The sequence below is a fragment of the Bacteroides sedimenti genome, assembly GCF_040365225.1.
GTDB lineage: Bacteria > Bacteroidota > Bacteroidia > Bacteroidales > Bacteroidaceae > Bacteroides > Bacteroides sedimenti.
Genome location: NZ_AP028055.1, coordinates 525,722 through 552,546 on the forward strand (window position 1 = coordinate 525,722; position 26,825 = coordinate 552,546).

At 43.1% G+C, this 26,825-nt stretch carries 25 protein-coding genes; 5 read left to right on the forward strand and 20 right to left on the reverse strand.

Annotation, left to right across the window (positions count from 1 at the left end; all coding sequences use genetic code 11):
- Positions 1 to 18: 18 nt before the first annotated feature.
- Both ABWU87_RS01970 and ABWU87_RS01975 read right to left on the reverse strand, forming a co-directional pair.
- Positions 19 to 1,743, reverse strand: coding sequence for a terminase TerL endonuclease subunit (locus ABWU87_RS01970; protein WP_353332786.1), 1,725 nt, complete (start codon positions 1,741 to 1,743; stop codon positions 19 to 21).
- Positions 1,740 to 2,108: a P27 family phage terminase small subunit gene (locus ABWU87_RS01975; RefSeq protein ID WP_353332788.1), complete on the reverse strand. Its 369-nt coding sequence runs from the start codon at positions 2,106 to 2,108 to the stop codon at positions 1,740 to 1,742. The genes ABWU87_RS01970 and ABWU87_RS01975 overlap by 4 nt, the downstream gene beginning before the upstream one ends.
- Positions 2,109 to 3,128: 1,020 nt before the next feature.
- Here ABWU87_RS01975 and ABWU87_RS01980 point away from each other — a divergent pair.
- From ABWU87_RS01980 to ABWU87_RS01995, 4 genes are all read left to right on the forward strand, one after another.
- Positions 3,129 to 3,320, forward strand: coding sequence for a hypothetical protein (locus ABWU87_RS01980; protein WP_353332790.1), 192 nt, complete (start codon positions 3,129 to 3,131; stop codon positions 3,318 to 3,320).
- A gap of 330 nt (positions 3,321 to 3,650) precedes the next feature.
- Entirely contained in the window at positions 3,651 to 4,061 is a 411-nt protein-coding gene (locus ABWU87_RS01985; protein WP_353332792.1) for a hypothetical protein, read from the forward strand.
- A 4-nt stretch (positions 4,062 to 4,065) separates the two neighbouring features.
- Positions 4,066 to 4,467, forward strand: coding sequence for a hypothetical protein (locus tag ABWU87_RS01990; protein WP_353332794.1), 402 nt, complete (start codon positions 4,066 to 4,068; stop codon positions 4,465 to 4,467).
- A 31-nt stretch (positions 4,468 to 4,498) separates the two neighbouring features.
- Positions 4,499 to 4,723, forward strand: coding sequence for a hypothetical protein (locus ABWU87_RS01995; protein ID WP_353332795.1), 225 nt, complete (start codon positions 4,499 to 4,501; stop codon positions 4,721 to 4,723).
- 354 nt (positions 4,724 to 5,077) lie between these two features.
- On the opposite strand, the gene ABWU87_RS02000 is transcribed toward ABWU87_RS01995, so the two are convergent.
- The 16 genes from ABWU87_RS02000 to ABWU87_RS02075 form a co-directional block, all read right to left on the reverse strand.
- Positions 5,078 to 5,410, reverse strand: a complete 333-nt coding sequence (locus tag ABWU87_RS02000; protein WP_353332797.1) for an HNH endonuclease signature motif containing protein — start codon at positions 5,408 to 5,410, stop codon at positions 5,078 to 5,080.
- Between the two features lie 463 nt (positions 5,411 to 5,873).
- Positions 5,874 to 6,170, reverse strand: a complete 297-nt coding sequence (locus ABWU87_RS02005) for a hypothetical protein (protein ID WP_353332799.1) — start codon at positions 6,168 to 6,170, stop codon at positions 5,874 to 5,876.
- 302 nt (positions 6,171 to 6,472) lie between these two features.
- Positions 6,473 to 7,846 (reverse strand): DEAD/DEAH box helicase, encoded by a 1,374-nt coding sequence (locus ABWU87_RS02010; RefSeq protein WP_353332801.1) that lies wholly within the window; start codon positions 7,844 to 7,846, stop codon positions 6,473 to 6,475.
- Positions 7,847 to 8,507: 661 nt separating this feature from the next.
- A complete protein-coding gene (locus ABWU87_RS02015) occupies positions 8,508 to 8,813 on the reverse strand; it encodes a hypothetical protein (RefSeq protein WP_353332803.1) in 306 nt (101 codons plus the stop codon).
- Between the two features lie 6 nt (positions 8,814 to 8,819).
- Positions 8,820 to 9,104, reverse strand: a complete 285-nt coding sequence (locus ABWU87_RS02020; protein WP_353332805.1) for a VRR-NUC domain-containing protein — start codon at positions 9,102 to 9,104, stop codon at positions 8,820 to 8,822.
- Positions 9,101 to 11,515: a virulence-associated E family protein gene (locus ABWU87_RS02025; RefSeq protein ID WP_353332807.1), complete on the reverse strand. Its 2,415-nt coding sequence runs from the start codon at positions 11,513 to 11,515 to the stop codon at positions 9,101 to 9,103. Before ABWU87_RS02025 ends, ABWU87_RS02020 begins: the two co-directional genes overlap by 4 nt.
- A 367-nt stretch (positions 11,516 to 11,882) precedes the next feature.
- Positions 11,883 to 12,998, reverse strand: coding sequence for a DUF6378 domain-containing protein (locus tag ABWU87_RS02030; RefSeq protein ID WP_353332809.1), 1,116 nt, complete (start codon positions 12,996 to 12,998; stop codon positions 11,883 to 11,885).
- A 258-nt stretch (positions 12,999 to 13,256) separates the two neighbouring features.
- A complete protein-coding gene (locus ABWU87_RS02035; RefSeq protein ID WP_353332811.1) occupies positions 13,257 to 13,727 on the reverse strand; it encodes a hypothetical protein in 471 nt (156 codons plus the stop codon).
- A 17-nt stretch (positions 13,728 to 13,744) separates the two neighbouring features.
- The gene (locus tag ABWU87_RS02040; protein WP_353332813.1) at positions 13,745 to 14,722 is read right to left on the reverse strand and encodes a DNA cytosine methyltransferase; all 978 of its coding nucleotides are present in this window, start codon (positions 14,720 to 14,722) and stop codon (positions 13,745 to 13,747) included.
- A 52-nt stretch (positions 14,723 to 14,774) separates the two neighbouring features.
- Entirely contained in the window at positions 14,775 to 15,095 is a 321-nt protein-coding gene (locus ABWU87_RS02045; RefSeq protein ID WP_353334395.1) for a DNA cytosine methyltransferase, read from the reverse strand.
- Positions 15,049 to 15,666, reverse strand: coding sequence for a DNA cytosine methyltransferase (locus ABWU87_RS02050; RefSeq protein ID WP_353332815.1), 618 nt, complete (start codon positions 15,664 to 15,666; stop codon positions 15,049 to 15,051). The genes ABWU87_RS02045 and ABWU87_RS02050 overlap by 47 nt, the downstream gene beginning before the upstream one ends.
- A gap of 4 nt (positions 15,667 to 15,670) precedes the next feature.
- Positions 15,671 to 17,629 (reverse strand): DNA polymerase, encoded by a 1,959-nt coding sequence (locus ABWU87_RS02055; protein WP_353332817.1) that lies wholly within the window; start codon positions 17,627 to 17,629, stop codon positions 15,671 to 15,673.
- A gap of 63 nt (positions 17,630 to 17,692) precedes the next feature.
- Positions 17,693 to 18,217 (reverse strand): DUF2815 family protein, encoded by a 525-nt coding sequence (locus ABWU87_RS02060; RefSeq protein WP_353332819.1) that lies wholly within the window; start codon positions 18,215 to 18,217, stop codon positions 17,693 to 17,695.
- Between the two features lie 28 nt (positions 18,218 to 18,245).
- Positions 18,246 to 19,418: a DUF2800 domain-containing protein gene (locus ABWU87_RS02065; RefSeq protein ID WP_353332821.1), complete on the reverse strand. Its 1,173-nt coding sequence runs from the start codon at positions 19,416 to 19,418 to the stop codon at positions 18,246 to 18,248.
- Positions 19,411 to 19,869 (reverse strand): hypothetical protein, encoded by a 459-nt coding sequence (locus ABWU87_RS02070; RefSeq protein ID WP_353332823.1) that lies wholly within the window; start codon positions 19,867 to 19,869, stop codon positions 19,411 to 19,413. The genes ABWU87_RS02065 and ABWU87_RS02070 overlap by 8 nt, the downstream gene beginning before the upstream one ends.
- A gap of 618 nt (positions 19,870 to 20,487) precedes the next feature.
- Positions 20,488 to 20,673: a helix-turn-helix domain-containing protein gene (locus ABWU87_RS02075; RefSeq protein WP_353332825.1), complete on the reverse strand. Its 186-nt coding sequence runs from the start codon at positions 20,671 to 20,673 to the stop codon at positions 20,488 to 20,490.
- A gap of 345 nt (positions 20,674 to 21,018) precedes the next feature.
- On the opposite strand from ABWU87_RS02075, the gene ABWU87_RS02080 reads away from it, so the two are divergent.
- Complete coding sequence (locus tag ABWU87_RS02080) at positions 21,019 to 21,723, forward strand: S24 family peptidase (protein WP_353332827.1); 705 nt, start codon at positions 21,019 to 21,021, stop codon at positions 21,721 to 21,723.
- Between the two features lie 793 nt (positions 21,724 to 22,516).
- Here the strand turns inward: ABWU87_RS02080 and ABWU87_RS02085 are convergent.
- Both ABWU87_RS02085 and ABWU87_RS02090 read right to left on the reverse strand, forming a co-directional pair.
- Positions 22,517 to 25,192, reverse strand: a complete 2,676-nt coding sequence (locus ABWU87_RS02085; protein ID WP_353332829.1) for a glycoside hydrolase family 2 TIM barrel-domain containing protein — start codon at positions 25,190 to 25,192, stop codon at positions 22,517 to 22,519.
- Between the two features lie 167 nt (positions 25,193 to 25,359).
- Positions 25,360 to 26,772, reverse strand: coding sequence for an arylsulfatase (locus tag ABWU87_RS02090; RefSeq protein ID WP_353332831.1), 1,413 nt, complete (start codon positions 26,770 to 26,772; stop codon positions 25,360 to 25,362).
- Positions 26,773 to 26,825: the final 53 nt, after the last annotated feature.

Here is a 26,825-nt window from a genome sequence, read left to right on the forward strand (position 1 = left end):
CTAGTCCAAATAGTTTCATTATTTTGTCATTTTTACGTTATTCAATAGGTAAAAGTTCATGGTGTTTGTGATAGCCCCGTCAATTTTAAGGTTATGAGATACCTTTATGGGTTTACGGTTCTCCATACGGTCTTCATCCACCACAGCGTTAGCAAAGCAATACGCAGTAATAGGGTTCGGGTCGAAGGTCATTTGCTTTCGGTTAACAGTCAGCTCAATGCTCTCCACTGGAGAGGTGAAAGTCCCGTAAGTCTGACTAATAGGGTACAGGTAGTCTTTTCCGACAGATACCTCCATTATTTTCACGAACTCCAGTGACTTGTAGCTGTCATAGCCCAAACCCATGAGGACGTAAGGCTTACTCAGAATGTCGTTGGCTATTTGTTCGTAGTCAATTACATTCCCCTTACACGTTTTCAAGTGCCCTTGTTCTATCCACATTCTGTACAGCTCTCGGTTAGGGTGGTTTTCCAGCTGTCCTTCGGGGAAATAGTATTCCGTTATGGAGTGAAAAGGACAAAGATTACCATTCCTGTATCTGTGCGGCATGTACAGGGTGTACGAAACAGCCGAAAAGTCGTCGCATACTGATAAGTCCACAGACGCTACGCCAGTTAAGCCCTCCAGATTTTCTTCTGGAATATCCAAATACAGTTCCTCTATCTGGTCTTTGCTTATCCACTCTCTAGCTATGCTGCTTGTGAAGATGTTTAGCTGTTTGTTTCTAAACTCCTTCATGTCCTCTGCTGATATCTGAGCTTTCTTCCATTGCTCTTGGTAGAAGTCTTCATAAACGGTTATCCCCATGTGGGGCTGAACCTTTCGCCAAGTTCTAGGGTCGTCCTCTGCGTCGTCTACGTCCGGCTCGAAAATGTGAGCGAATACGGAGTCGTTTTCAATCTCTCCGCGAAGTATAGCCTTGTAGTGTTTAAGCATTTCAGTAAAAGGGGCTTCCGACTTATCAGAGGCTGTAGTAATGATTATCGTAAGAGGATTTAGCCTAGCTCCCATAGAGGAGGTCAAAACGTTTTTAAGGTCTGCGCTATCGGCCTGTGCGAACTCGTCAAGGATAACAGTAGAAGCGTTCAATCCGTCCAGTTTGTCCGGGTTGGAAGAAAGGCACTCCGCAAAAGAGGTTCTGCCTTTACACAGGTTATACACCTTCTCGCGATTAATCCGGAATCTTCGGAACTTAGGGTCTAGCCTTCTAAGGATTGCCTTAATTTCGTTGAAGCATATCTGGGCTTGCTTATAGCCGTTAGCTGCTGTGTATGCCTGAGCATTCGCATCTCCGAACAAAAGGTCTTCGATGGCAAGAGCCGCTACGGAGGTTGTCTTAGAAAATTTTCTAGGTACAAAAAGCAAAGCATCCCGGATTACTCTTTTAGGCGTACCCGGATAGTAAAATCCTTTTATGTTTGCGAACTGGAAAACTTGTACTGGAGTTAGCTTGTACCGAGTAGCTCCTTTGACTCCCGAGAATCTCAGGTATTCGTAAAAGAGAATGAAGGCTTTAACATCTCCAGTCCGGAACTCGTACTTATCCAGAAACGAGAAAAAGCGGAGTATGGATAGTAGTTCATATACATTATGTCCGTCCGGGTCAGAGATGCAATTCTGTACGTATTCGAGTAACCTTTCGTCGGTAGCTTCTAGGTTGTACCTGCCTACGGCAATGGACTCCAGCCTAGATACAGTTTCCGTTTTAAGCTCGCGCATCAGTTGTGCATCCGGCTGTATCATACGCCCTCCTTCGCACCGTTAACGAGCTTGCTTAATTCGTCTACATCGTCTCCTTCCTGCGCGGAAGCAGTTCTAGCAGTCATACCTAGCTCTATTAACATTTTTCTACTCTGTTCTACGAGAGAAGTTACCAAGCCAACCGTAGGGCTAATCTTAACTCGGGTATGCCCTTCGCGGGTCTTCTCCGATACCACCAAGTCCTTTTTAGACTTAATGCTCGCTAAAGCTGCACTTTTCATGTATCTAATCTGCGCGTAATCTTCTATGGCGCATTCCAGAAGCTCTGAGTACGCGCCCTCCGCTTTAAGAGCAGCGCGTATTTCGTCAGCGATTTCTTCTATTTCGTTGTTTTTCTTCTTGCTCATATTTGTTTTTAGATTATGGTTGCTACATATATTCCTGAAAAGCGGTGTTTTGGCGTACACTTTTAGCAGAAAAGTTATAAAAACACATATATTTAGCTAGAACAGGCTATAGAATTTACTGTAAATATAAATTACGCTGTATTGCAAGCCAGAAAAAGTAGCGTTGTGCCACTTGTGCCACTTGTGCCACTAAAAATCGCGAAACTTTTATTTTGGTCGATTTAGGCAGTATATAGGGGCTTGTAATTCTTATATATTTACAAAAAAAGCCTATTTAGTTAAAAAATGTTTTTGCTGTTTTTTAGTGGCACAAGTGGCACAACCATACTCAAACCCTTTGCTAGTCGGGGCTGTAGCTGTTCCAGTAGCTGAAAAATAAGTGGCACACAAGTGGCACAAGTGGCACAACTTTTTCATGCTCTGTGCCACTTGTGTGCCAGCTGTGCCACTTGTATTTCTGATAAGTGGCACAGATTTTAGGCATGGGGCGCACCCCCTTACCCTCATAGATATGTATTTAAATATTACTTTATGCTGATTCCAGCCGATACCCCCACCGCCCAAAAATGCTCCGCGCGTGTAACTAGGGGGGCGGGTGCGTTTCCGACCCCGGTCGCTCGTTTCAAAAAACCCTCCCCCCCATTCACAAATCCTTACAAAGATTCCAACGAAGCACCGGGAATTCCCACCACCAAGCTGTTTCAGCACCTTTGCACTTCTCATTAACGTAAAACATTACTACATATTTAACCACTAATACACCACTTTGGCTCACCTCCTAAGAACTTAGTTACTACATAGGCAAACAGCCTACAACTCCCTACAGCAAGCCTTTACAGCGTATTTGCGCACCTTATTGCTAGCCATATCAGGCGCAAAGCGCAAAAGCCCTAAGAAACGCAAAGGTTAAAGATTGTATAAACGCTTGCAAGGTTAGAAACATCTTACTAACATTGCAAAGCATTAAGGCAAAGACGCCTTATCGGTCTAACAGAATATTAACTATTAAAGCATACGGTTATGATACGATTAGAACACTTTTCAGAAAGCACATTAGCATTGTACAACGCTTGCAAGTCGGGCGACGTGGCTACATCGGACTTAATAGATGTACTACTAGAGTCAGACTTTAGTAAAAAGGAGATTAAGAGTTTCTTGAAGAAGCACTTTCCCGTTATATGCGTGTGGCTAATTGAGATATACGAGTTATAGATATTAAAGCGATACTAATATGAGAACTGCAACAATCATAAATAAGAAGTCAGGTATTACCCTAACAGCAGAGGTGTACACAACCTTTTATTACATAGTGGAACACATGACCACATATCCTATAGATTCGTTATATGAAAAGTTTAATGTAATATGGAAACAGCAATAAAGGTAACTATAGCACTATGGGCGCTATGTATTCTCATAGTGCTAGTAATAGAAAGGATAAAAAGAAATGATTGAAATTATAATAATCGCGGCGTGCCTCATAGGTGGGGCGGCCGCTATAGATAGAAACAAATTGATTAAATAACTTAAAACAATACGATTATGAAAACAAATGTAATTAATGAAGTAAGAGAGTTTTTTAAAGACCTGTCAACAGATATATGCGTAAATGACCATCTAACTGATGAAGATATTGAGAACGTAATAGATAATGTGACCCATGAAGACGCATACGACGCAATAGAAAGCCTTTTAAATGATAACGGCGTATTCGAAAGTGAGGGCGAAATAATATACTCTACAAAAGCAATTAACTTCCTTGCTGAACACGACGCCTCACTTAATAGGTCTCTCAAGATTGCTGAGGAGTACGGGTACACACCATCTAACCTTGACAGCGAAATTCTTGCGACGCTGCTATATACTGAGATGCTAAAAGAGGAGTTTCAAGGATTGAGAGCTGAGATAAACGATTTTTTCAATGAATTAGAATATAACGAAGAGGAGGAATAATACTATGCAGAAGATAACAGTATTAGCAACAAAGAGAACATTCGAAGCGGATTGCATATATACCGCATTGAATATGCTATCTGATTGGTTTTTCTTCGAACAAAAAGGCATGAACGATAACTTCGCGTTCGTCCTTGAAACCGGGGCGCTTAAAAACTCGTATCGTTTTGACCCGTACTTGTTTCATTCTTTTTTCTGTAAAGGGAAGATTGACGGGGCGACTTTTATAAACCTATTAACACCCGCTGTTGTGGACTATTGGCGCAATCCTACACCCTCAGAGATACTTTTTGGAGAGGGTGCAATACATTACAGATACATGCAATTGCACGAAGTATGCAACCGCGCCGGAGAGGCAAAAAAGTACTTTTATCACTCTGACGGATTGAGATATAATAAAATTTAGTATATTTGAAACAATTTAAAAAAAAATAGCTATGAAAACAATTCAAGAATTAAGCAGCCTAACAGGCTACAACGTTATTGCAGCTAATAAAGGCGATAACAAGTGCTATCACCTCTTAATTAAAGGTGCTACGGGTTATTATCTATCTTACTACGTAGACGGTCAAAAAATGGGTATAACGCTACAGGGAACACCCTCCAGCAAAGGTAAAAAGCCATATAAACGCGAGCCTAAATTTTTGAAGCAAATCATTTAAATTAATAGACATGAAAACAAAAGAACGACTTTGCCGCCCTTGCAATCGAGCGCGATATAGTAATAGATATAGCGGGTTTAGAATACACTGAATAATGCGTATAAATCAACCGCATCTATAAAGTAAGCCTCTACAATATCACGTGTAGAGGCTTACTTTATACACGATTTTTTCGCGATTCCGCAAAAGCATGAGCCGAAAAAATCGAGTACGTGAAAAACAATCCGGACGCGTTAACCGTTACAATATAACGCCAAAGAGCTTATTTTTAGGCTCTACAATCAATTTAGACTATAATATAATACAACTATATGCCAATAGGGTGAAAAGCCCTCAAAACGATTAAAAGCAAGCCTATGAGAAATATTTTTCTAAAAACATATTAGTGTTATTCGCGGCCGCTTGTTTCGCGGCTTGCTTGCTCTTGCTTTGTAGTTCGACGTGCGCGGCGACGTGACACGCCCGGCAAAGAGCCTGTAAATTGGTGTAGTCGTATGCCAATTGCTTCATTTGTATTTCATTACACCCTGTTTCGACAGGGGTAATGTGGTGAACCTCAGACGCCGGAGTTGTCCGGTCTGAGAGCAAACAGCGTTCACAAAGAGGGCTATTTTTAAGCTTAAAAAGCCGGAGTTTTTGCCACTTTTTAGAGTTTATCAATTTTCTATATTGCTGCTTAGAGGCCATAAATGTTAATTATTTTAATAGTTTTGTACTTTTGAAATGTTAAAAACCGAAAGGGCGGCACACCCTGATAGGGAGCAAAGTGTTAAAAAATAGCCCTTTTTTGTCAGAAAACGAGAATATTTTAGCATTTTTCCGGGGGAGTAGACCCCCTGTTTTTAGGGGGGTCACTAGCTGGATTTTCAGCGTGAGTCATGAAAATTTTCAGCGTGATTCGTGAGAAATTTCGAGTGATTTTTATTTTCCAGAGAGCCTTCTACTTTTTGAAGAACCTCCATCGCGATTCACGAGGTAGGGGTATGACTCCATGCTTTTACGCATCCTTATAAGTAAGCCTCACCAGCAACAAGCCTCAACGCCAGAAAGCCCTAGCAACCTTTTCGCCTTTAATAAATTCGGCTCTTAGGTGCTTCGGGCTTTCCGCTTCCGCATGATGGACAATTCTTAGTAGTTTCATTTAGTTATCTTAAATCAGTGGTGCTTCTACAGGTCTTAGCTTTGGGGCTTTTGGCACTTGCGCTATACCTCTGAACTTTGCGTGTATGCATTCGTCTGCCTCTTTCTGCGATTCGAAGTTATCCGGAGCCCTATAGAGCGCCAGAATTGTGTCATGCAGAATATCCATAGACGAGTTACCTCTTGAATTAATTTTGTTGTCGTGTGCCCGGAATTTTTGGGCTAGTTTTTCATAGTGCCTCTCCATGAAATTGTCTATGAAGGGCTTGTTGTTTGCGTTGACAAATAGTTGAGACTTGTTTTCCATAAATACTTTATTAGTTAAAAACGATACCCCCTTTATAATTAAAAACGATACCCCCTTTTCGGGGGTATGCGGTTAAGGAGAAGGGCAATCACTCCAGCCCGCTACCTCCCTGAACATGAGTTTTATTTCATCATGAACAGGGTCTTCGTACTCTCTCGGGTCAGTGGCTCGTAAGAAGCAGTCTATAAGGTATGCGACAATCTGATATATAGATTTAAACCCGTGCTTTTTCCTTACTCGCTCCAGACGCTCGTACTTCTCTAGGGAGATACGACTAACGATTCTTCTCATACCTTTTCTTTTCATGTCTGCTCTTTGATAAGTTTTATTCGTGCTTTTATGCATTCCATTAGCGACGATTGCGCCGCGTCTTTTCTAGTAAGAGCCTTAATGGCATCTTCATCATGTGTACCCTCCGTTATTAGGTGGTAAATCAATACCGGGTGCTTCTGCCCGTTTCTGTGTAGCCTCTTGTTGAGCTGCATATACAGCTCTAGGCTAAACGTGTTTCCGAACCACACCAGATTATGTCCGCCAAATTGGAGGTTAAGTCCGTGCCCTACGCTGGCTGGGTGAACCAGCAGAACCCTAATCTTGCCTTCGTTCCAGTCCTTTTCATCCTGCTTCGTGTTAAGCATACGAGGCTTATAGGTTTTCAGCCTAGCATTAATACGGTCTAAGTCGTGCTTATACGCATAAGCAACCATAACCGGGCTGTTGGCTGACTCTATTATTTCCTCGAGGGCTTCTAGCTTCGCGTCGTGTACTACGTGATAGTTTTTTTCGTCGTCGTACACTGCTCCGTTGGCATATTGCAGCAGCTTGTTGGAGAGAGATGCAGCGTTAACGGCTGATATCTCCTCGTCCGGAAGACTTAGAACGTAGTTCTTTTCAAACTCCCTGTACTTCTGCATATCCTCTTTGGATAGCTTGACTTTAATAAAGTGGTCTATCCGGTCAGGCAGCTCTAGGTAGTCCTCGGACTTCATGGATATGCAGATATCCGATATCCGGCTCTGTATCTCCTCGGCCATCATGGGTAGTAGTACATAGTCAAAGACCACTTGCCCGTTAGTTCTGCCCGGCTTAAAATAAGTACCCCGGAAGGTAGATACAGACTTTCCAAGTCGCTGCCCCATATCCAGAAGATACAACTGACTCCACAGGTCTATGTAGCTATTAGGGCTAGGAGTACCTGTTAAGCCTACTACCCTCTTTAGCATAGGGCGTACGGCCTTTAGCTTTTTAAACCGGACAGCTTTAGGGCTCTTGAAGCTGGATAGCTCGTCGATTATAAGCATGTCGAAAGGAAACTTCTTGCCGTAGTAGTCTACCAGCCAAGCTACGTTTTCCCGATTGATTACATATATGTCCGCTTTAGCCTCGAGAGCTGCTAGCCTCTGCTTAGGCGTCCCGGTTATTACCGAGACTCGAAGATGTTTCAGATGTTCCCACCTACTAACCTCGTCCGGCCATGTACTCTCTGCAACGCGCTTAGGGGCAATGATAAGTGGCTTATCCACCTCTAAGCGGTCGAACATTAAGTCGTCCACAGCGGTAAGGGAGCATACCGTCTTTCCCAGCCCCATATCCAGAAATAATCCGGCATAGGGGTGGGAGAGTATATGCTTGGTGGAGAACTTCTGGTAGTTATACATGTTCTCCCGTTTCAGCATTAGCCTTCTAAAAATTCGTCAGTGCCTTGCTTCGAGAATATATCCTTCAATATATCACGGAAGCTGTAGTCCAGTAGACTTACGTCTTCATTCATGAGAAGGGCAGTCCTCGGGGTAGTCAGTTTTAGATGGTAGAACATATTCCATAAAATACGCGCTGGGGCGTGTAGGAATACTATAAATAGCAGTATTGCTATTTTAAACATAGGAATTAAAATGTACTTCATAGTTTTACGTGTTTTGTGTTAATTACTCGTTTTAAAGTTCAAAATCTTTGCAAGCCAAATCCTCTTTGAGTATAAAGACTTGCTGGAGTAGGCAGTAAGATTGCCTACGTTTCGTTTTTGGGTTAAGAGAAGTATCGTAGTACTTACAATGCTTACATTTAGCCCTATAGGTAATCTCTAAAATGCTCATAATAATTTTGTGTTAATCAATAAACCGAAAGCCAGCCCGGCTCTAATTCAGGGCTCATAACTGCTTATTTCGTTCCAGTTTGCCTTAATAAGAATAGCCCCCATTCCCAGAGCATTGCCTTTAATAGCTTATCAATGCGAGTCAGCAGAAGGGCAATTAATTGTAGGGGTATTGATATGCAAATTACTGGGTATCGTAATACGTTGTGCAGAATCTTAGCACGGGTTTTAATTTTCATCTTTGCTTAAATTTGTTTTCCTGTTTTAATATCAAAAGTAACTTCATTGCCATAAGTATAAAGCTGTCCTTTATTTGCACAAGCATTACCTTTTAATGGCTTATCATAAGAGGAACATGCTTTCTTGGAACATTCAGATTGTTCTACTACAGCACCGCATAAGGTACACCATCTATTACCGCTTACTCTTTCTGGTATAGCTTCAATTAAAGTAACTGTTTCTGTTTCTCCATCTGCCTTAGCTTCGTTCAGGCAATCTTCTAAATATTGACAGAGGTTATCGTCTATGCTTTTGAAATATAGTTTTTTCATATCTGCCTAGTTTTGAATTATTCTATCTAAAAAGCTGGTAAGCTGTTCTTCGGTGTTCATGTAAGATACGTCGAAGCCTAACTGCCTCAGCTGCTCATGTACGAATGCCTGTCTAGGAGATGGTTTTTTGTATTCTGATTTCAGTTCTACAAAGTAGACCTTGCCCCCGGGCATAAGTATAATCCTGTCAGGCATTCCGGTATAGGATAAGCAGTAAAACTTCAAAGCTATACCGCCTCGTCGCTTTACTGCAATCCTAAGCCTTTGTTCAAGTCTTTTCTCTAAGCTCATACAACTCTCCGGTAGCCTCGTTCCAGTTCTCCACCTACTCGGAAGCGGAAGGACTCCCAAGACTTGTTCTGGCGCATGATGTTTCGTATTTCCCTGTTTTTCATAGGGTCTAAGTTAGCCCCCGGCTGATTGAAATACTCCTCCCATATCTCCATAACAGTAACCCGGTCTCGCCTTACAGTTCCCTGCGGAACTAGCTCTCCACCTGCTAGGTGCATACGCTTGTCTACTAAGTCCAGTTCGTCCCAGTTCTCCGGTAGGAGCTTGTCTAGGTACTCGTTAATCTTAGCGGCATGAGCGTTTTGCTCTGTGTGCTGCTCCTGTTGTATGATTGCCATTTCCTCCAGCTCTCCCGTTAGGTTAAGTTCTTCCCCGGCTAGGTAGTACTCTACAGCCTCAGCCCAGAAGCTATCTACCTCCTCGGGTTTTATCTCCCACGGTCTTCGATTAGGGATAGTAATCCCAACCTCTACAGGCCAGAACCTGCGGTTGCCCGTAGGGTCTTTCAAAAAGTCGTAGTCGTTGGTAGTACCTATGAATACGCACTGCCGCTTAAACGTTTGTGTACGTCTCCCGTAAGCAACCCGGTAGCGGTCGTCGCACTTGGATAGGAAGTGCTTAACTGTCTCCATCTCCACTTTACGAAGACCTGCCAGCTCACCCATTTCCATAATCCATACGCCCTGTATGCTCTCGTAAGCCTCTCTGCCTTGTATGGAGTTGAAGCTATCCGAGTACCAGTCCTTACCGAGCATCCGGACAAAGGTTGATTTTCCTACACCCTGAGAACCTACGAGGGTAAGCACGTTGTCGAACTTCTTACCCGGCTCGTAAATCCTTGCCACTGCGGCAATCATAACTTTGCGCATAACCGCCCGGGTATATGGCGTATCTTCTGCACCTAAGAACTCTATGAGGAGGTTTTCAATCCTCGGAGTTCCATCCCAGACTAGGCTATCTAAATAGTCCTTTACCGGGTTAAACCTGTTATTGGTTACTGTGTTCTGCAAAGCATCCTGTATCACTGACTTGCTCATAATTTTATAATATTTTTCGATATATTGCCGAAGTTGCGAGTCGTCAGAGTCAACTAAACTCCGGTTAGATTTATTTACTTTTCTCCACGGTAAGTCCCTTAGCGCCACCTCTCTAGCGTCAAACTCGTTATAGGCGAAAGTACCTCTTAGCAAAGGGTCGTACTTTAGGATAGCGGCCGCGTTGTTTATTGTCTGGAGTATCTGCCCCCGACCGTCGTATTCAAGTTCTTTGGCTAATAGGTCTAGCGCCTCGTCGCTATCTAGTTCGTCGTCCGGGTCTATCGGCTCTGAAAAATCGGCGCTAACCTCTTGGCTGTTTGCCTCAAGTATAGCCCTCTTGACCTTCTCGTCCTTAGCGGCAAACCCCTCCATAGCCTTAAAACTCGGCAGCTTGTTAACCGGGATAGTGTCTTTATCCTTGTCGTCAAGCTCGCCAAACATGTGAACTCTAACTAGGTCAAAAGCGTTGAGGGTACGACCGCAACACGGGTCTGTGCTATGATGGCTACATGCGTAAGAGTCGTCATAGGTCACAAGCCCTCCAGACGTAGAGCCTCCGGTATAGGTGTACCTGTCAGGGCTAATATCGCAAGGCTCGTAGATGTCTCGAAGGAATGTGCTTATCGCTTCGTGTATGTCGTAGGCTCTATTAAAAGCCCCGATTACCCCCGATTTTTCCCGGGGGTCTCCCAGCTTCTTACGTTCCTTTTCGAGAACTTTGCCAACTCGTGAGGACACAGGCCACTGGCTCCTATCCGTCCAATCTCTGTAGCGCGAAAGCTCTTTGTCCGGGTCTAGGATAGGGGCGTCGTTGTAGTCGAATATATACTCTCCGTCGTCCGGCGTACTCTGCCAGTACATTAGTCTGGCTGGCTCAAACGTGGTGTCGTCGAAAGCATCTATCCCTATGTCTCCGGCTACCTTTCTTGCCACGGCCTCATATTCCTCTGGAGAGACTTCCCGGCTAAGAGGTATAATAAGCCTTAGTCTAGGGGACTCTGGAGTATGCGAGTGCGTGGAGTAGACGCATGAGGCAAAAGGAAAGAAGTCTTTAACTGTTTCCCACAAGTCCTCAGTAGCGTAGTCTATATCGAGAGTCAGCGCACTTCGGGAGACTATATTCTCCGACTTACGTCTACCCTCTTTTATATACCCTGCGACAAAGCCTCCTACGTCCTTTATTTCAGCTTTTCTGTCACGAGACGCACTCTTATACTCTTTTGAGCTTTCGTGCGTTCTGTGCTCCTTAGATAGCTTTTCCAGTAGGGCTTTCCAACGAACCCTTTTGTTTTTCCAGTTAGTGTCCTTACGGCTTTTTCCTACCGCTATTGCGAGCTCTGTGTCATACCGAATTTTGCTGATGTCCTTGTTCACTTGTATTTCAATTTAAAAAGTTATTCTCTGGGAGAAGCCGACTCTCCTTGCTGCGGAGAGTCGGCTTAGTGCTAAGTGCTTGATTTTGTAGTAATCACATAGTAAGAGCCTCGGAAGTAAAGCACCTTAAACCTATCTCTAACAGCCCCATTCCTCATAACTGACGGGGTAGTTGTCCTAGTGATGGAATACGTATCTGAACGCATTACCCTCTGTAGTTGACACTCTAGGTCTTCTAGGGTATGCGCCTTAGCCATAATAATTTCTTTTCCATCGAGAATCCTAGCTATGTCTGACTCTATCCGGTCTTCCTGTATAGCCCACGCAACTGCTATGCCTATAACGGCTAGTATTAATATGAAGCCTATCATGCCTTACCTCCTTTCTTCTCAAAAATACGGTTACGTATCTCTGCGTAAGCCGAAAGGTCTATCAAGTTGTCTTCCTTGTGCTTAAAGGCTTCACGCGCTAGCTTAACTGCCATCATTACGCTAACGCAAGTCTCCGGTGTTTCCTCTCTGCCGTTGAGAATAGATGCAATCTTAGCAATTGTCTCGAAGTTCTCTACCGGGTCTGAGTAGTCGGCTTGCCTGTCTCCATTAAGGATATGAGCCGCTTTGGCTAACAGGTTCGTAGTCCCGTCTGGGTTTTTGAACAATGGTTCGTCTTTCTTTTCGAAAGTAACAGACTCTAGGGCAGCACTTGCATCTTCTGGAGATACCAACTTACCTTCAATCATTTCAGACGTCCAGTCCCAACATCGGCCGTCTTCGGATATTTTTATGTATCCAAAATCTCTATGATAGTCATATTCTTTTCCAATAACGTGTACTACTTTACCTAAGTATCTAGCCATATCTGGGTTAAAATAATACTGAGATAAAGTTATACCCCCATCTGCTGTCTTACGACTCTTGTCGTACCATTCCTTAGATTTAAGCAGAACTTTATCGCCGATTTTTAGGTCTTTGATATCCGTTTCCACTATTTTGCCTTCGAGCATATCATACGTAAACCAACAGTCTTGCTCAGGATTTACGTCTTTGAAGTAAAGCTTATAGAGAATATGGCCATTCCTAGACAGGTGCTCTCTCCTGATAGTTCCTACTTTACCGCATAGTTCTTCCATTTGGGGCATAAACGTATCGCCAACGCACTCAACGCGACCGTCGGAGTCTTTGCTGGTTTCATACCATTCTCTCGATTTAACGAGGACTTTATCCCCGACTTTATAAAAATTTTCCATAGTTTTATCTGTTTTTAAGTTTTGAGATTTATAATCTGAAATAATTTCTCCTAGCAGCGATACGGCTATCCAGATGAAGAATGCCGCCACCATAGCTGTAACTAAGAGGCATAATAGGATAGGGGCTACTAGGTTGGATTGCAGCCCCATTAAGAACGTAAAGTCTCCTAGCTCTGCCGCAAATAGGCTATATCCTACAGCTGCGCCAAGTATGGCGCTTATTATCTTTCGCATCATATCTGGCATGTAGCTACCTTATACAGCTTGTCAAGTACTTCCTCTGAGGTTAGTTTGCCCTTTTTGCATCGTTCCAAAGTTTCCGAGCGCCCTCGTAATACGTGGAATATCAGTATTCCCTTACGCGATAGGGCTATGATATTTTCCTCAGTGGCGTGGGTGTTACTGTCTATTTGCTCTAGCAATTCCTGCAATTCCTCTTGGCTAGTTCTGGTCTTAGCCGCCCAATAGGCAGCTATTATCCTTAGACCCTCTACTCTACCTACCATAAGTACCGTAGTTAGTTTTGCCCTCGGTTGTAGGGTTTTCGAAGTTGAACTCAGATACTGGTATAATATAACCCCAGTAGACCGGAGCAAATCCCTTATCGGATTTATAACCATCTGGATATGCACTCCCGTTCTCAGCGTAGTATCTGAGCCTCCATCCATCATTACTGGGACTCTTAATCATTACCGGAGTATCTCTTGGAAGGTCAATTCTGAATTTAGACCAGTCCCTACATTCCTTTGAGGGGAATAACATGCACTCTCCTTCTGGATATGCCCCATAATATCTACCCGAGAGGTCAAAGCTAATAGGTCTCCCAGTTTTCTCACGGCATTTTATTTGGTGTAAATCCGGAGGGCATGTTTTGAATAAATATACTACTCCAAAAATAGGAGAATAAAGTTCCGTACCCTCCGGCGCGTTTTTCAAAATTTGTACTAAATCTAATTTGTCGTTCATAGTTCTAATCTTTTGTGTTAACATTTAATTCCTGCAAATATGTGGGCTATTACATCTACCGTCCAGCCGTTTCCTAGCATCTTATACTGTTGAGCTTCACTGCACCCCCACCTATACCAGTCAGGTATAGTCTGCAATCGTGAGCACTCCGTAGGGGTGAGCCTTCTTATAGTACCCTCTGTGTACACTCCCGTACTAGCGACCCCTTTAGCTAGGAGTGTTCCGTGACTCCCCGTATCGTACCAAAATCTGTAATCGCTGTCAAAATAGGTTTCTAGGAGCTGCATATAATTCGCTGTGAGCTTTCGGGGTTTATCGTTCAGATGAGACAAAATGTATTTCTCAGGTACGTTTTGGCATAGAATATCTTTAAGTATAATGCCCTTCTCGGGGAGAGGGGGTATTGTGTAGTCCTCCTCTATTCGGTCAGGGTCTAAACGATAGTAGATGTTAGTCCAGTACAGCCTCTGTCTCCTTTGTGCGGATACCGACTTAGAATCTAGGAGGGTAGGGGGTACACCGATGGCTTTGCTTAGTACTTTTTCCCATTTTTCCTGCATCTTAACGTTCTCTAGCAAGAATTTTATTTCTGGATTACGTTTCCTCAGTTCTGTCAGAATACGTATGTACTCCCAAAACAAGTAGCTCTGCCCTTCAAATTCAAACCCCTGCCCCTTTAACTCAATGTATCGTTCAAGAGTGTATATCTCCTCGTTCTCAGTCGTTGCCATCCCATTTCTCTTACCTGCGAAACTGAATGACTGACAAGGGCTGCCTCCTATTAGTATGTCTATTTTCCCTAGTTCCTCCGGGTTTATTTTCGTAACGTCCCCCAGCTGAAGGGTTTCGGGGAAGTTGAGCATCGTCTGGGCAATCGCGTGTCTGTCAACCTCGGAGGCGTAGTATTTCTCTAGGGGCAATCCTATCTTCCTCAGGGCTATTTGTCCACAGCTCATGCCGTCAAACAGGCTTAGCACCGTTAGTCCTTTTTTCATAGTTCTAATCTTTTTTATAGAAATTTGTCGTTCATAGTTCTAATCTTTTGTGTTAGCATTTAATTCCTGCAAATATGTGGGCTATTACATCTACCGTCCAGCCATCCCCAAGTACATCGGCGGCGTCCGCATAGTCAAGTACGTCAGTATATCCTTCGGGAACAGTCTGTAGTCTTTCAAGCTCCCTTCGGGTCATAAAACGCATGTGCCCATCCTCGTGAATCAGGGTCATAAATCCCTTTTTATGCCTTTTTACGAGCACCTCCTGAGTGTGAGCACTCTTATATTTTTCGTCTTTTAGGGCGTATTTATAAGCGTATGCGTACCTAGCAAGTATGCAATTGGATTTTTTTTCTTTCCGTCCATCCGCTATCTAGCACGTCGGATAGCATAATTCCTCTGTCTTTCGGAATTGGAATTTCTCTCTCTCTCTCCCAAATATTCGTCCAGTATATCCTATCCCTTAGCTGTCCTGACACTAAGGAAGAGTTTATCTTCACCCCCGTAGCCCCGAGAGCCTCTGATATCAGCATACGGTCAAACTTTGGCATAGAACCCACATTTTCAAGGATAAAGTAAGTCGGGTTTATTTCCTTCTTTAGCCTTTCGTATTCCCAGAAAAGAGAGCTTTTGCTTCCTCCCAAACCCGATTGTGTCCTATTCGCAATGGATAAATCCTGACAGGGAGAACCCCCAGCTAGTAGGTCTATGTGACCCACTTCAAAGTCTCCGTTCTCTGTGTGTAGAATACCATCTTTAAATGATACCTTTGTAACGTCTCCTATGTGTATTGTATCGGGATAGTTATGCCTAGTTACTTTTATCGCTATGTCTTTTATTTCAGACGCGAAGTACTTCGATACTTGAATTCCAGCCCTCTCGAGGGCTATGCGGCAGCAGCTCATGCCGTCAAACAGGCTGAGCACCGTTAGTCCTTTTTTCATAGTTCTAATCTTTTTTATAGAAATTTGTCGTGAATCCGTCTGCTCTAAGAGGTAGCCCCTCAGCCCATGGTATAGGGAGAGCCATAATCCGGCAGACGTCCTCGAGATTGTCGGCACTTTCGTTCTCTATGACAACCTCGTCGTGTATGTGCATACAGACTCTATAGCCTGCGTTTTCAAGGTTCAACAAAGCAAAGGCTAGGCAGTCCCTAGCAATCGCCTGTACAATGTTCTCAGTAAGTTTACCCCCGTAGGTGTCAATCTTACCCCACTTATTAGTTACCTGTATAAGACCCTCGTACTGGATAGCCTCTCTGCCGAAGCGGTTAACTACCATTCTGGCTTTAGGGTAGGCAAGTCTTCTCCCGGAAGGGAGTTCAACGAAAAGGAAATTGCGCTGTCCTATGAATTTAACCCCGTGGGCTATTGTTACGACCGTTTTTTCTTTAACGGCTTTAACAGCTGCCCTTTCGATTTTACCCCATAGTTTTACAATGTTCGGGTTAGCGTCTCTCCAGTTCTTAACAAGACCCGGCTTTTCTTCGTCCGGAATCTTTCCTGCTACGTCCATAGCGGTAAGGGCTGCAACCCCTCCCTGATAGCCGCAAGCTAACTGAGCGACTTTCCCCCTGTCCCGTAGTCCGCTTCCCTTCGTAACGCTCTCTATAGGAACTCCGAACATTTGAGCAGCTGTGGCTTCATAGATTTTACCGTGCGAGTTGAATACGTCCAGCACCCACTGTTCATCTGCCAGCCAAGCTATAACTCTTGCCTCGATTGCGGAGTAGTCAGCTACCAATAAGGTGCATCCTTCTTTAGCAACGAAGGCAGTCCGGATTAACTCAGAGAGGATATTAGGTACGTTTCCGAAACACATCTCCAGCATAACTCTGTCTTTATCCTTAACCAGTTCCCTAGCAAGGTCTAGCTCCGGGTGCTTGTTCCTCGGGAGGTTCTGTACCTGCACCAGTCTTCCAGCCCAGCGTCCTGTACGGTTAGCCCCATAGAATTGAAGCAAGCCGCGTACTCGACCATCTGTGCATACAGCGCGAGCCATAGCTTGATACTTCTTAACAGAGGTCTTTGAAAGTTCCTGCCTTATCCTAAGCATCTCCTCAGCTTCTTTAGAAAGCTCCCCGCTTCCTAGCAGTTCTGATACAGAGTCTTTTGACAACGACTTCGGTACTTCCGTTCCTTCGCCCTCTAGCCAGCTTTTCAACTGAGAAACAGAGTTAGGGTTGTCTAGCCCGGTTAGCTTTTCAGCTTTCCAGAGTAGGTCTTCCCTGATTTCTGTATCTAGGCTAATTGCGTTTTGAACCAGCTCCATATCCAACTCAATTCCCCGGGATATGATTTTCTGGTCTAGTTCCCAAAGAGCCTGCTCCGTAGGAGTTATCTCTATGTTTTGCAGCTTGTTGCTAATCGCTCTCTCGGTCGATACGTCCTGTTTACAATAGGTTTTGAATATTTCCCATTTAGCAAGGTCATGCTCCGGGAGGTTTCTCGACCTATACCCATTTGCTTTTGTAGGTTTACAGGGCATGGAGAAATATCGAATAAGGGCTTTTCCTTCCCTCATTTTTTGTTCCTCCAGCATAAGCACCTTTGCAGCAGCTTCCAGCGAAAGAGGCAGTCCGGCTACAGCCGAGCGAACTCTAGTGCATTCCCACTGCGACTCACGTAGCCTAAATCCCGTGCTTTCAAGTAAGTACTTGTTAAGACACGTAATCTCGAAGTTTGCGTTAAATGCTGTCTTTAATACGTTGGAATCAAAAAGAGCTAGCTTTACCTTAAAAGGGAGTACTCCCCCTCGTGCGAGGTCTACTATCTCTACAGGCTCGTCGTCAAAAGCATAGGCAAAGAGAAGTATTTCGAAAGAGGGGTCTTCTACGTAGCGATATACACCACAATTAGGAAGGTCTGCCTCTGAATAGGTCTCTATGTCTATAGATAGTTTTCGCATTTTGTGTGTTGTGTTTAGAAGGGGCAGAACCATGCTGCCCCTTGTGCTTGTGTTGTGTGCGGATTACCAGTCTGAGTCTTCGCTTCCGAAGTCTTCTTCGGCAGTGCTTCCACCTCCCAGACGCTCTCCATCTTCCAGCTTTTGTAGGTTGTTAAGTCCTACGCCGATACCCTTGTTCCCGGCTTTATCAAACAAGAACAGATTAATCGAAGCGCGACCGTAGCAACCGCTGTAGAACTCGTCAGAGTCTATAATAGGCTGTACACTGTCGTCTACAATCTGGGGTTTGCGCTTGCTGCTAGCTCCGAGGAACATGGAGTTTGCATACGCTGGGTCGTCCTCTCTTTCCTCGTCCCCGTCTCTTAGAGGAATATAGAACTTAGCCGGGAGTTTGGTTAGCCCTTTAGCTTGGAGGAACTCTTTCGTTAGCTTCTCGATTTCCTCCCGAATCTTAGCTATTGTCTTCTTATCCTTTTTAGGGATAATAATAGATACTGAATACTTAGGTTCTTGTCCTTCCTCAATTGCATGAGGTGTGAAAACATGTGCGTAAGAAAATCTAACTTTTCCTGTTACTACTTTTGCCATAATTGTAATTTTGTCTTTAGGTTATTAATTATTGAAAATCTGCTTTTGCTTGCTCAATGCCGTTGAACTCCGGTCGGCTATCGCATTCCGGGACTAGCGTTGGCTTGCCCTGCGGTTTGTCGATTAATCCTGCTAGTAACTCGTTGAACTTAGCCTTTGAGACTAACTTCTCGAGGGAAGTAATACCCGCCAGTTTGCGAGTGAATATCTGTTCATCTGTGAAGCCTTCTTTTGATAGAATTTCTGCCGCTTTTTCGTCGTCGGTTATTACCCGGACGCTTCGGCCTTCTACCAGTTTGAAGCCTTCCCATTTCTTACCGTTCAGTGCCTCTTGGAGAGCATATCCGGATATAGAATTAGCCCATGATACAAGCATATCAGTATAGGTAAGTATCTCGGTTATTTCCTTATCCGATAATAAGTCTGGGTCTTGGAACTCGTATTTAAGTGCCTCTAGGTTTTTCATAGCCAAAGCCCTGCATCGGTTTTTGGCTTTACAGAACTGGCACTTATCACTAGGAACATACTCTCCCAGTCCGTCGAAAGCGAGTTTAGCTTTAGGTTTGAGCTCATTTTCAGCCCAATCCCGTAAGTCTTTCACCTTCATTGTGTACGAGGATATATTATCCATTCGAGGCTGGTAGATAGTCATTTGGACTTCTTCTATGTCATACGCTATGTCGTATATGGCAAGGAATCCAAGAGCGTATATTTTCATCTGTATGTTATCTACACAGCTTACCTTTACGCCCTTACCGTATTTCAGGTCGATAACCTTTAGCACCTTGTCAGATACTATTCCGATATCCCCTGTTCCGAAAGCATCTTGCATGTAGTCGGATAAATTAAGCTGCACCTCTACCTCTATCTCCGCATCCGGACAAATAACCCGGGAAGCGGTAAGCTCGTCTAACACGAAGTCCGCATAGGCATTCATGTAGTCCAGCATTTCAGGAGAGTAGAACTTGTGCTTCTTGATATTAACCATAGCATCTGCGAAAGCCTTATCAGAAACCCTTCCTAGTCTGTTCCGGATTATCGTTTCGCCTAAAAGGTGGGCTAGAGTGCCTTCCTCGGCGGCGTCCGATGTTTTATCCGGGAACTGAGACTCTAATACAGCCGAAGGGGTGCATATCATCCAGCGAGCTGCCCCAGAAGGGGACAGCAGCGCATGTGCTTTTTCTTGTTCCTTCTTAGCCATATATAAGAGCCTTTAAAGTGGCATGGAAAGAATGAATATTCTCAGGGGCGGTTTCCATAAGCTCTCCGATTGACTCTACCCCGTGAGAGGTAAGAGCGTCCTTAGCTTCTTTACGCTTTCCGTCTCTTGCTAGTTGAACGCATAATGCTCTCAGTTCCTCCGAGTCAGGAAGCCCTTGTTCATTTTGTGGCTTACTTTCCTCAGTTTTTGGAGCTTCTTGCATTGCTTCTGCGGTCATATCCGTTCTGACTTGCGCCGCTTTACTACTCTTTCGAGCTTTAGGCTTCTCTGCTACTTTCTCCGTTGGTTCTTCCTGCATGGAAACTGTTCCTTCGTTTGATATCTTTATTCCTCTTTGGAATTGCTCCCCGGAAACAGCAGCTATCAGTTTTTCGACTAGCGCCTCTAAAGATGGAGACGCGGTTAATGTTACATTCAATTCTAAGTTCATAGTTTTTAAAGTGTTAAATTGTTGTGTACTGTAAGCCACTGTGCTCGTGCTTTGCGTGATTTATGGGTATCGCTCTAATTATTTTACCTTTATCACTTGCCAGCTTTCGTAGCACAGCAGCTTAGTTATTTTCTACTAAAGAATTGTCCATCATGTCAAAGAGCGATTGTAAGAGCGTTGCGTTTGGTTAGTTTTTGTCTATCACCGCGTGTCTGTGTTTAGACGTTGTAGCTTTAACTAGCCAATCTGGGACGGGAGCAGTTACGCGTTGAATGTACATCTGCTCTGCCTCTTGTATTCGGCGTGGGTGCTGCTGTACGTGCTTCCACTTTCTGCTGTTCCCTTTTCTCGTTACTACCGAGATTTTTTTCACTGAGGAGTCATAAAGCATAATAGCTTGTCCTCTTTTTAGTTGTCGCGCTTGTGATTGCATACCTTTTTGTTTTTTAGGAGTTAATAATTATTCTAATTCGAAATATTCAAAGTATAAAGCTGCGACCTTTCCGAAATAGTCTTTAAGTAGTTCTCGGTAACGCTCTAAGTCGCGTACAGCTATTCCTAGCTTGTGAGATACCGTCTTTCGACCTTCCGTTACTACCCGTAGCCTAGTAACATACATCATATCCGCATGTGCTTATTAATAAAAGTATTGATATCTTCCTCCGTGAATTTCAAAGGACTGGTCAGCCCCGGAGCTTTGCTGAAATTGATAAGCCCCTCTGCCACTTTCCTTTTGAGGGTTCTGTCGCTTATCTTTAAGCGCTGGCATACCTCCTTCGAGGTGTAAAATTGTGGTACTTTCATGTCGTTTTTATTTTTGTGTTTTCAAATTGTTAATCTCTGGCAATTAAGGTTAAACTATATTAAGCTGATTGCTTATATGGAATATAGTTTCTAACTTTGCTGCTCTCGATGTCTAGCTTTTGTATTTAATTTCTATTCGTTAGAAATATATGGCTAAGAATTGAGAGATTAGCTCTTTCTAAATTGTTTAAAACTGGTAATATTTCCTGTTTTAAGAATCAGTAATTAGAACTAACTGATGCAAAGATAGAAACAGATTTCTAATTAGCAAATTATTAGTCCATTTCTTAACATACATTAACACTCTGATTACTTAAAATAAGACTAACCATTACCCATTTATATATGAAAACTGTTGATAACCAACAAATTAAGGAGCGTATTAGAGAACTGCTGAGACAGCATGGTGATTCTGTTAATTCCTTATCAAAAGAACTGAGGGTTTCGCAAAAGACCCTGAACAATCAAATCAATGGCACGTGTGCTTTGTCGCTAGACACCATTGTTAATATTGCTACCCACTACAGAACGAGTGCCGATAGACTTCTAGCTTTGTGGGCTGACCCAGTGCAAGAAATAACTCACCCGGACGTCATAAACCTTCCAACTCCAGATACACCATCCAAAAAAGAGGAGGGTGCAATACCACTTTTCAGAATGCGCCCGGGATTAAGCCTTCGGTCTTTCCTAAACAATAAAGAACCCTACGCTGTAGACTCTATTAAAATTCCGAGGTCGCCTAAATGCGACGGAGCTTTATATGTTATTAATGATAGCATGTACCCACTTATCAAGCCCGGGGATATTGTAGCCTTTTCTGAGATTAAAGACCTCAGCTATATTATATCCGGGGAGATTTACCTTGTAGGTGTAAACATGGGTGGCGAGTTTTATACACTCTGCAAATATGTTAAGACTATTCCCGGAGAGCCTGATAAAGTTACGCTGTTGAACTTTGCCGAAGGAGGCGACTCTTTGATAATAGATAAGAGCTGCATAGAAGCTATAGCTATAGTCAAAGCGAGTATAAATTTTAGAGGCATTGGCTAATTTCGTACTCGTTTCGTACCGGCTAGTATATGAGTCTGTGTATGAGCAAAGTATATGTTCCCCCAGCTTCCGCTATCAATTTGAGACGCCTGCAAATAGATATTTGCGGGCGTTTTTTGTTTCAAGCATGAACATGTAGGCTCGGCTCAGTTGGAAAACTTAGCCTCACTATATCTCTCGGATTTCTGACTAGGAGTAAAATAAAAACATCGAGAGAAAATCGGCAAAACATGGTGACAGATTTTAATTTCCTAGTAGTATATTTTCAAGGAGTGTGATAGGTTCCGCTCGCAGACGTAATCTTATTAAGTTTTTGTTTTCTAAGAATATCTAATCTGGTATAATAGCATATTAAAATAAATGCAATAGCGGAAGCTGGGGGATTCGCCCCCCCCCGGAATAATACATTCAGAATCTAATCAACCAATTAAGTGATGAGGTTACTGTTGTACTATTACTATCCAAGGATGTAAAATGAAAAAACTATATATTGACATCTGCCTTGAGGGGTAAAATCAAGTGCTTATTTTTATCAAGAAATCTCTTTTGTATAATTCATGCAGTGTTAATCAATTGATAATTAGGTGTTAAATATATTTTAACCCAACTTCGGCTTGGAGAATGAGAATTCTTCTCGTTGTTTTCTGTCTTACTTTGTTACTTTTTGAGCTAATCTATTGGTAATGAAGCGCGGAACTTTTTATTTCACCCCCTATATATACAAAAATAAGAGATGATTTTCCGCGCATTCATTTTCATTGTGAGATTAATCTATCCGTAATAAAATTGCTTTTCATCGTTTTTCACCAAATTCACTCTGCTGACGTTCTACTTCCTTCAATTTCTGCTCGTTTTGCCTTTTACGCTTATTGATTTCTTCCTGAGAAGAAGCCGGCTTGTTTTCCGAAGCATCTGTTTTAGACGGTGAGACTGTAGGAATCAATTCGGCTTCTGCTGGATTATAAACCATAGGGAATACCGATGGGTGGCTTTCAATTTCCAGTTCTGCACTGGCAGGTCTTTGTGAACCTTCAAATAAAACAGAAGCAGTTATTTTTATTTTGCCCGGTTTGGTGGTCGACTGAATCAAAGCTGGAGCTGTTCCCCAGCGTACCTCCACAGGATTTGCCAAAACTTCATTGTCTCCCAGCAATCGGCCTTCTCCTTCAACTTTGAACTTAACATAGTAATTACTCAACCGTTTTATGTTTCCATTATTATCGGCCACGGCTGCAACAACGGTCACAAAGTCAGATCCATTGGCTTCGAGTTCTGTTCCTTCATTATCAACCCATAACAGTAGTTTTGATGGACGAAGTGCCGGGCATACCTTGTGTGTCGCCACCACTTTTCCGTCTATCAATCCCTCGGCTAGCAAGAATACTTCAGCCTGTTTCTGTTCTCTTGCCAGTTTCTTATCTACCATAAAGTCGAATACATCCTTGAAAGTAATGACTGGCGATGGCATGCCTCCTAAGGATTTATCCTTTTTCCAGGTGTAGGTCTTTCCTCCTTTGTTGTAAGTGAGTCGTACCTCATCGCAGTTGGAATATACAGTTACATCTTTTGATGAGAAGGGCGACATTTCGTGAGCAATATAAACCATGGGGCCGGTTTCGGCAATCAGGTCGCTTTTTACCGGTTCTCGCTGTGCCTGAAACATATAATAAGAATATTTGGGCTGGCGGAAAACATCCATTATTCCACCGTAAAATGGATCAGGATGATAGCCGCGTTGATGATCGAATGAGTGCCACAGGCATCCGCCCATATGCTGACGAGAAACACGATACAATGTTTCGTAGCAAGTGTATTGGTAAGAAGGATGTGCATAGTGTTGTGCCTGTATCAACATAGGTTGTTCGCCCCAGTTACGTGCCACACGGCTGGGGGAGTTATGACTGCTCCAGTCGTCTACATTATCTCCCCACTCGCGGGTGAAATAGGTCTTTGTCTTATCATAGTTACCCAAACGATCATGCTTATCAATATCTCCTTCAAATGGATGAGCAAAAAGAATAGAGAAATATTCACTTCCTCTTGCTTGTAAGTCGCATGCAGAATTGGAGTAGGGGTAAGGATACTCTTTTTCAACCAGCTCTTTCGTGTTTTTGGCAAATGTTTCCGGATACCAGGTCTCATTCAGAATAGGTTCCCATAACCACACGCATGGGTGGTTTCGGTCTCTGCGTACCATGTTACGGATATCGCTGAATACTCGTTGCTCAAACACTGGCGCATTATTCCAGAATTGCCAGCCTGGGGTATTAACAATAACGAAAAGTCCCAGTTCGTCGCAGGCATCCATAAAAGCTGGATCTTGAGGACAGTGTGCATTACGAATAATTTTCAAACCTGCATCGCGTAATTTTTTCGCATCCCTCCAATGCGCATTATTGGCAACAGCATTACCCACAATTGCGTAATCCTGATGTCGATTGGCTCCAATCAGCGGATTTTTATAAGGTCTACCATTCAGCCAAAATCCATCGACCCCTTTAAATTCAATGCTTCGGATACCAATTCTCTTACGATATCCATCAACCACTTTTCCCTTCTGATCTTTGATTCGTACATACAGGTTGTAAAGAGTGGGTGATTCGGGACTCCATAACATCGGATTTTTAAGCAGTATCTTATTGTAGAAACTTTCGGCGGCATTGGCGCTAACCATTACTTTCTCTTTCTGAATAGCTACCCTTCGTCCATCCGGTTGTTGCAGTTCAAATTCAGCTGTACCCTTAAAATTCTGTTGTGCTGAGTTTCGAATATGGAGTTTCAGCATAACCAACGCAGAACTTTCAGATACTTTGTCGTATGAAACGAATAATCCACCGCCCGCTTCCACGTTTTCATAATTTGGATCGGTTATAAAAACATTGTTATGGGCTATCAACCAGCAATCTCGATATACACCTCCGAAATATGCAAAGTCAAGCATGTCCTGTTGTTTTCCGGGAGGGTACGACGGATCGTCGCTGTTGTCGGCCCATACGGCAATCACGTTGTCTTCATTCCATTTCAAAGCATCAGTTACATCGGTTACTACAGGAAGATAACCGCCAAAGTGTTCGGTTAGTAGTTTGCCGTTTACATAGATTTTGCATTTTCCCATGATCGCTTCGAAATGCAGGAAAAGTTTCTTTCCTTTCAACGATTCCTCGGGAGTGAAATGTTTACGATACCACACCTCGCCTTGATAGTTGCTGCAACCGCTGGCCTCAGTAGGTATATATTCTATTCCGTTAGGAAGTGACACCATTTCCCAGTTTTTGTCATTAAAGTTAATGCTTTCGGCACCTGATGCCGTTCCTTTAAAGAATCGCCAAGCCGGATTCATGGAGTACACTTCACGTCCGGAGTTCTTCAGACAAAAGAAACCGGCTGTCGAAAATTCTGGTTGATGGCCTGCCCATATCGGCAAGCAGATGAGCCAAACAAGAAGAGCAATATTGAGCCTCTTTCTCATAATATTTTAGTTTGGAGTTAATATTCTTTGTTTTTTGCCCTTTCTGTTTAATGTATTATGAAAAGACAAATTTAATCTAATTCAGAAAGTTACATGTTGTATCAAATAAAACAGGCTCTGGAAATTATTTCTTCCAGAGCCCTGAATCATGTTTTTATCTAATTATTCTATTGCTCATTCTTTCCAAAGTTGAACAATTTAGATTCTGTGCGACATTTATCCATTAGCTCTTGAATCTCCTTTGCTTTCTCCGGATATTGTGCAGCCACATTATTGTCTTCGTGGATGTCCTTACTTAGATCATACAGTTCGAATGTTGGCTTTCCGCTAGCCACTTTTTGGCGGATACCTTTCCAGTTTCCCATACGGATAGCCTGGCGGCCACCCTCTTCATGGAATTCCCAGTATAAGAATTTATGCTCTAGTTGTCCTTTCTTTGAAAAGATTGTGGGCAGCATTGATATTCCGTCGCTCTTTATTGGCATTTTAGTTTTAGTCAGTTCGGCCAATGTAGGCATTACATCCCAGAATGCACATATGTGATCGTTCTTTACGCCGGCTTTTACTTTTCCTGGCATAGACGCAATCATTGGAACGCGGATTCCACCTTCATAAAGAGCACGTTTAATGCCTTTAAAAGGTCCGTGGCTTTTAAAGAAATCTGGTTCGGCTCCACCTTCGCGGTGAGGACCGTTGTCACTGGTAAAAATAACCAGTGTATTTTTGTCCAGCCCCAAATCCTTTAGTTCTTTCATCACTTGTCCCACATAAAAATCAAGGCGAGTTACCATGGCTGCGAACGAAGCTTTTGGTTTATCTGAAGGATAATAACCATTTTTAGGATTGTATGGTTTTTCCTGGAACATGTTCTCATACATCTTATAGATAGAATCGTGTGGCAGGTTCAGTTCAGCATGTGGCAAAGTATAAGTCAGCATGGCGAAGAACGGTTTGTTCTTGTTATCTTTGATAAATTTCAGTGCATTTTGATGAATCAAATCTTGTGAATATATCTTTCTGCCATCATTTTCGTTCTCTTTCAGGACCACTTTCTCTCTGTTGTGCCATAAATGGTCAGGGTAGTAGCTATGTGCCTGGCGTTGACAGTTGTATCCATAAAACTCATCAAATCCCATATCGCGTGGTTCAGAACCAGAACCAGGATATCCAAGTCCCCATTTACCGAAGATACCCGTAACATAGCCTGCAGATTTCATAAGTCTGCCAAGAGTGTAAGTTTTAGAAGTCAACGGATGTTGTCCTTCCGGAGCAATTTCTTCGTTTCCGCGAATCTGTGTGTGTCCAGTATGTAGCCCTGTCATTAACGAAGCTCTTGAAGGTGCACTTACTGTGCATCCGGCATAATTCTGAGTGAAAAGCATTCCGTTCTTAGCCAGTCGGTCAATATTCGGAGTTTTAATTATTTGCTGTCCGTAGCAGCCTAAATCGCCATATCCTAAATCGTCTGCCAGAATGTAGATAACATTTATTGGCTTTTCTTTTGCTGCAGCTTCACAATGAAGGACTGGTAATCCCAACAGTGCAGTGCTGGTTAAACTTAATAAAGTTTGTGCTTTCATTCTTATAATTTAATTAGTGTTTAGTTTGTTGGTTTTTATTAACAATCTTTTGT

What these genes read in the sequence shown, in the direction of transcription:
- ABWU87_RS01970 (WP_353332786.1), bottom strand. Translation starts at nt 1,743, where the DNA reads ATGATACAGCCGGATGCACAACTGATGCGCGAGCTTAAAACGGAAACT.
- ABWU87_RS01975 (WP_353332788.1), bottom strand. Translation starts at nt 2,108, where the DNA reads ATGAGCAAGAAGAAAAACAACGAAATAGAAGAAATCGCTGACGAAATA.
- ABWU87_RS01980 (WP_353332790.1), top strand. Translation starts at nt 3,129, where the DNA reads ATGATACGATTAGAACACTTTTCAGAAAGCACATTAGCATTGTACAAC.
- ABWU87_RS01985 (WP_353332792.1), top strand. Translation starts at nt 3,651, where the DNA reads ATGAAAACAAATGTAATTAATGAAGTAAGAGAGTTTTTTAAAGACCTG.
- ABWU87_RS01990 (WP_353332794.1), top strand. Translation starts at nt 4,066, where the DNA reads ATGCAGAAGATAACAGTATTAGCAACAAAGAGAACATTCGAAGCGGAT.
- ABWU87_RS01995 (WP_353332795.1), top strand. Translation starts at nt 4,499, where the DNA reads ATGAAAACAATTCAAGAATTAAGCAGCCTAACAGGCTACAACGTTATT.
- ABWU87_RS02000 (WP_353332797.1), bottom strand. Translation starts at nt 5,410, where the DNA reads ATGGCCTCTAAGCAGCAATATAGAAAATTGATAAACTCTAAAAAGTGG.
- ABWU87_RS02005 (WP_353332799.1), bottom strand. Translation starts at nt 6,170, where the DNA reads ATGGAAAACAAGTCTCAACTATTTGTCAACGCAAACAACAAGCCCTTC.
- ABWU87_RS02010 (WP_353332801.1), bottom strand. Translation starts at nt 7,846, where the DNA reads ATGCTGAAACGGGAGAACATGTATAACTACCAGAAGTTCTCCACCAAG.
- ABWU87_RS02015 (WP_353332803.1), bottom strand. Translation starts at nt 8,813, where the DNA reads ATGAAAAAACTATATTTCAAAAGCATAGACGATAACCTCTGTCAATAT.
- ABWU87_RS02020 (WP_353332805.1), bottom strand. Translation starts at nt 9,104, where the DNA reads ATGAGCTTAGAGAAAAGACTTGAACAAAGGCTTAGGATTGCAGTAAAG.
- ABWU87_RS02030 (WP_353332809.1), bottom strand. Translation starts at nt 12,998, where the DNA reads ATGATGCGAAAGATAATAAGCGCCATACTTGGCGCAGCTGTAGGATAT.
- ABWU87_RS02035 (WP_353332811.1), bottom strand. Translation starts at nt 13,727, where the DNA reads ATGAACGACAAATTAGATTTAGTACAAATTTTGAAAAACGCGCCGGAG.
- ABWU87_RS02040 (WP_353332813.1), bottom strand. Translation starts at nt 14,722, where the DNA reads ATGAAAAAAGGACTAACGGTGCTAAGCCTGTTTGACGGCATGAGCTGT.
- ABWU87_RS02050 (WP_353332815.1), bottom strand. Translation starts at nt 15,666, where the DNA reads ATGAAAAAAGGACTAACGGTGCTCAGCCTGTTTGACGGCATGAGCTGC.
- ABWU87_RS02055 (WP_353332817.1), bottom strand. Translation starts at nt 17,629, where the DNA reads ATGCGAAAACTATCTATAGACATAGAGACCTATTCAGAGGCAGACCTT.
- ABWU87_RS02060 (WP_353332819.1), bottom strand. Translation starts at nt 18,217, where the DNA reads ATGGCAAAAGTAGTAACAGGAAAAGTTAGATTTTCTTACGCACATGTT.
- ABWU87_RS02065 (WP_353332821.1), bottom strand. Translation starts at nt 19,418, where the DNA reads ATGGCTAAGAAGGAACAAGAAAAAGCACATGCGCTGCTGTCCCCTTCT.
- ABWU87_RS02070 (WP_353332823.1), bottom strand. Translation starts at nt 19,869, where the DNA reads ATGAACTTAGAATTGAATGTAACATTAACCGCGTCTCCATCTTTAGAG.
- ABWU87_RS02075 (WP_353332825.1), bottom strand. Translation starts at nt 20,673, where the DNA reads ATGAAAGTACCACAATTTTACACCTCGAAGGAGGTATGCCAGCGCTTA.
- ABWU87_RS02080 (WP_353332827.1), top strand. Translation starts at nt 21,019, where the DNA reads ATGAAAACTGTTGATAACCAACAAATTAAGGAGCGTATTAGAGAACTG.
- ABWU87_RS02085 (WP_353332829.1), bottom strand. Translation starts at nt 25,192, where the DNA reads ATGAGAAAGAGGCTCAATATTGCTCTTCTTGTTTGGCTCATCTGCTTG.
- ABWU87_RS02090 (WP_353332831.1), bottom strand. Translation starts at nt 26,772, where the DNA reads ATGAAAGCACAAACTTTATTAAGTTTAACCAGCACTGCACTGTTGGGA.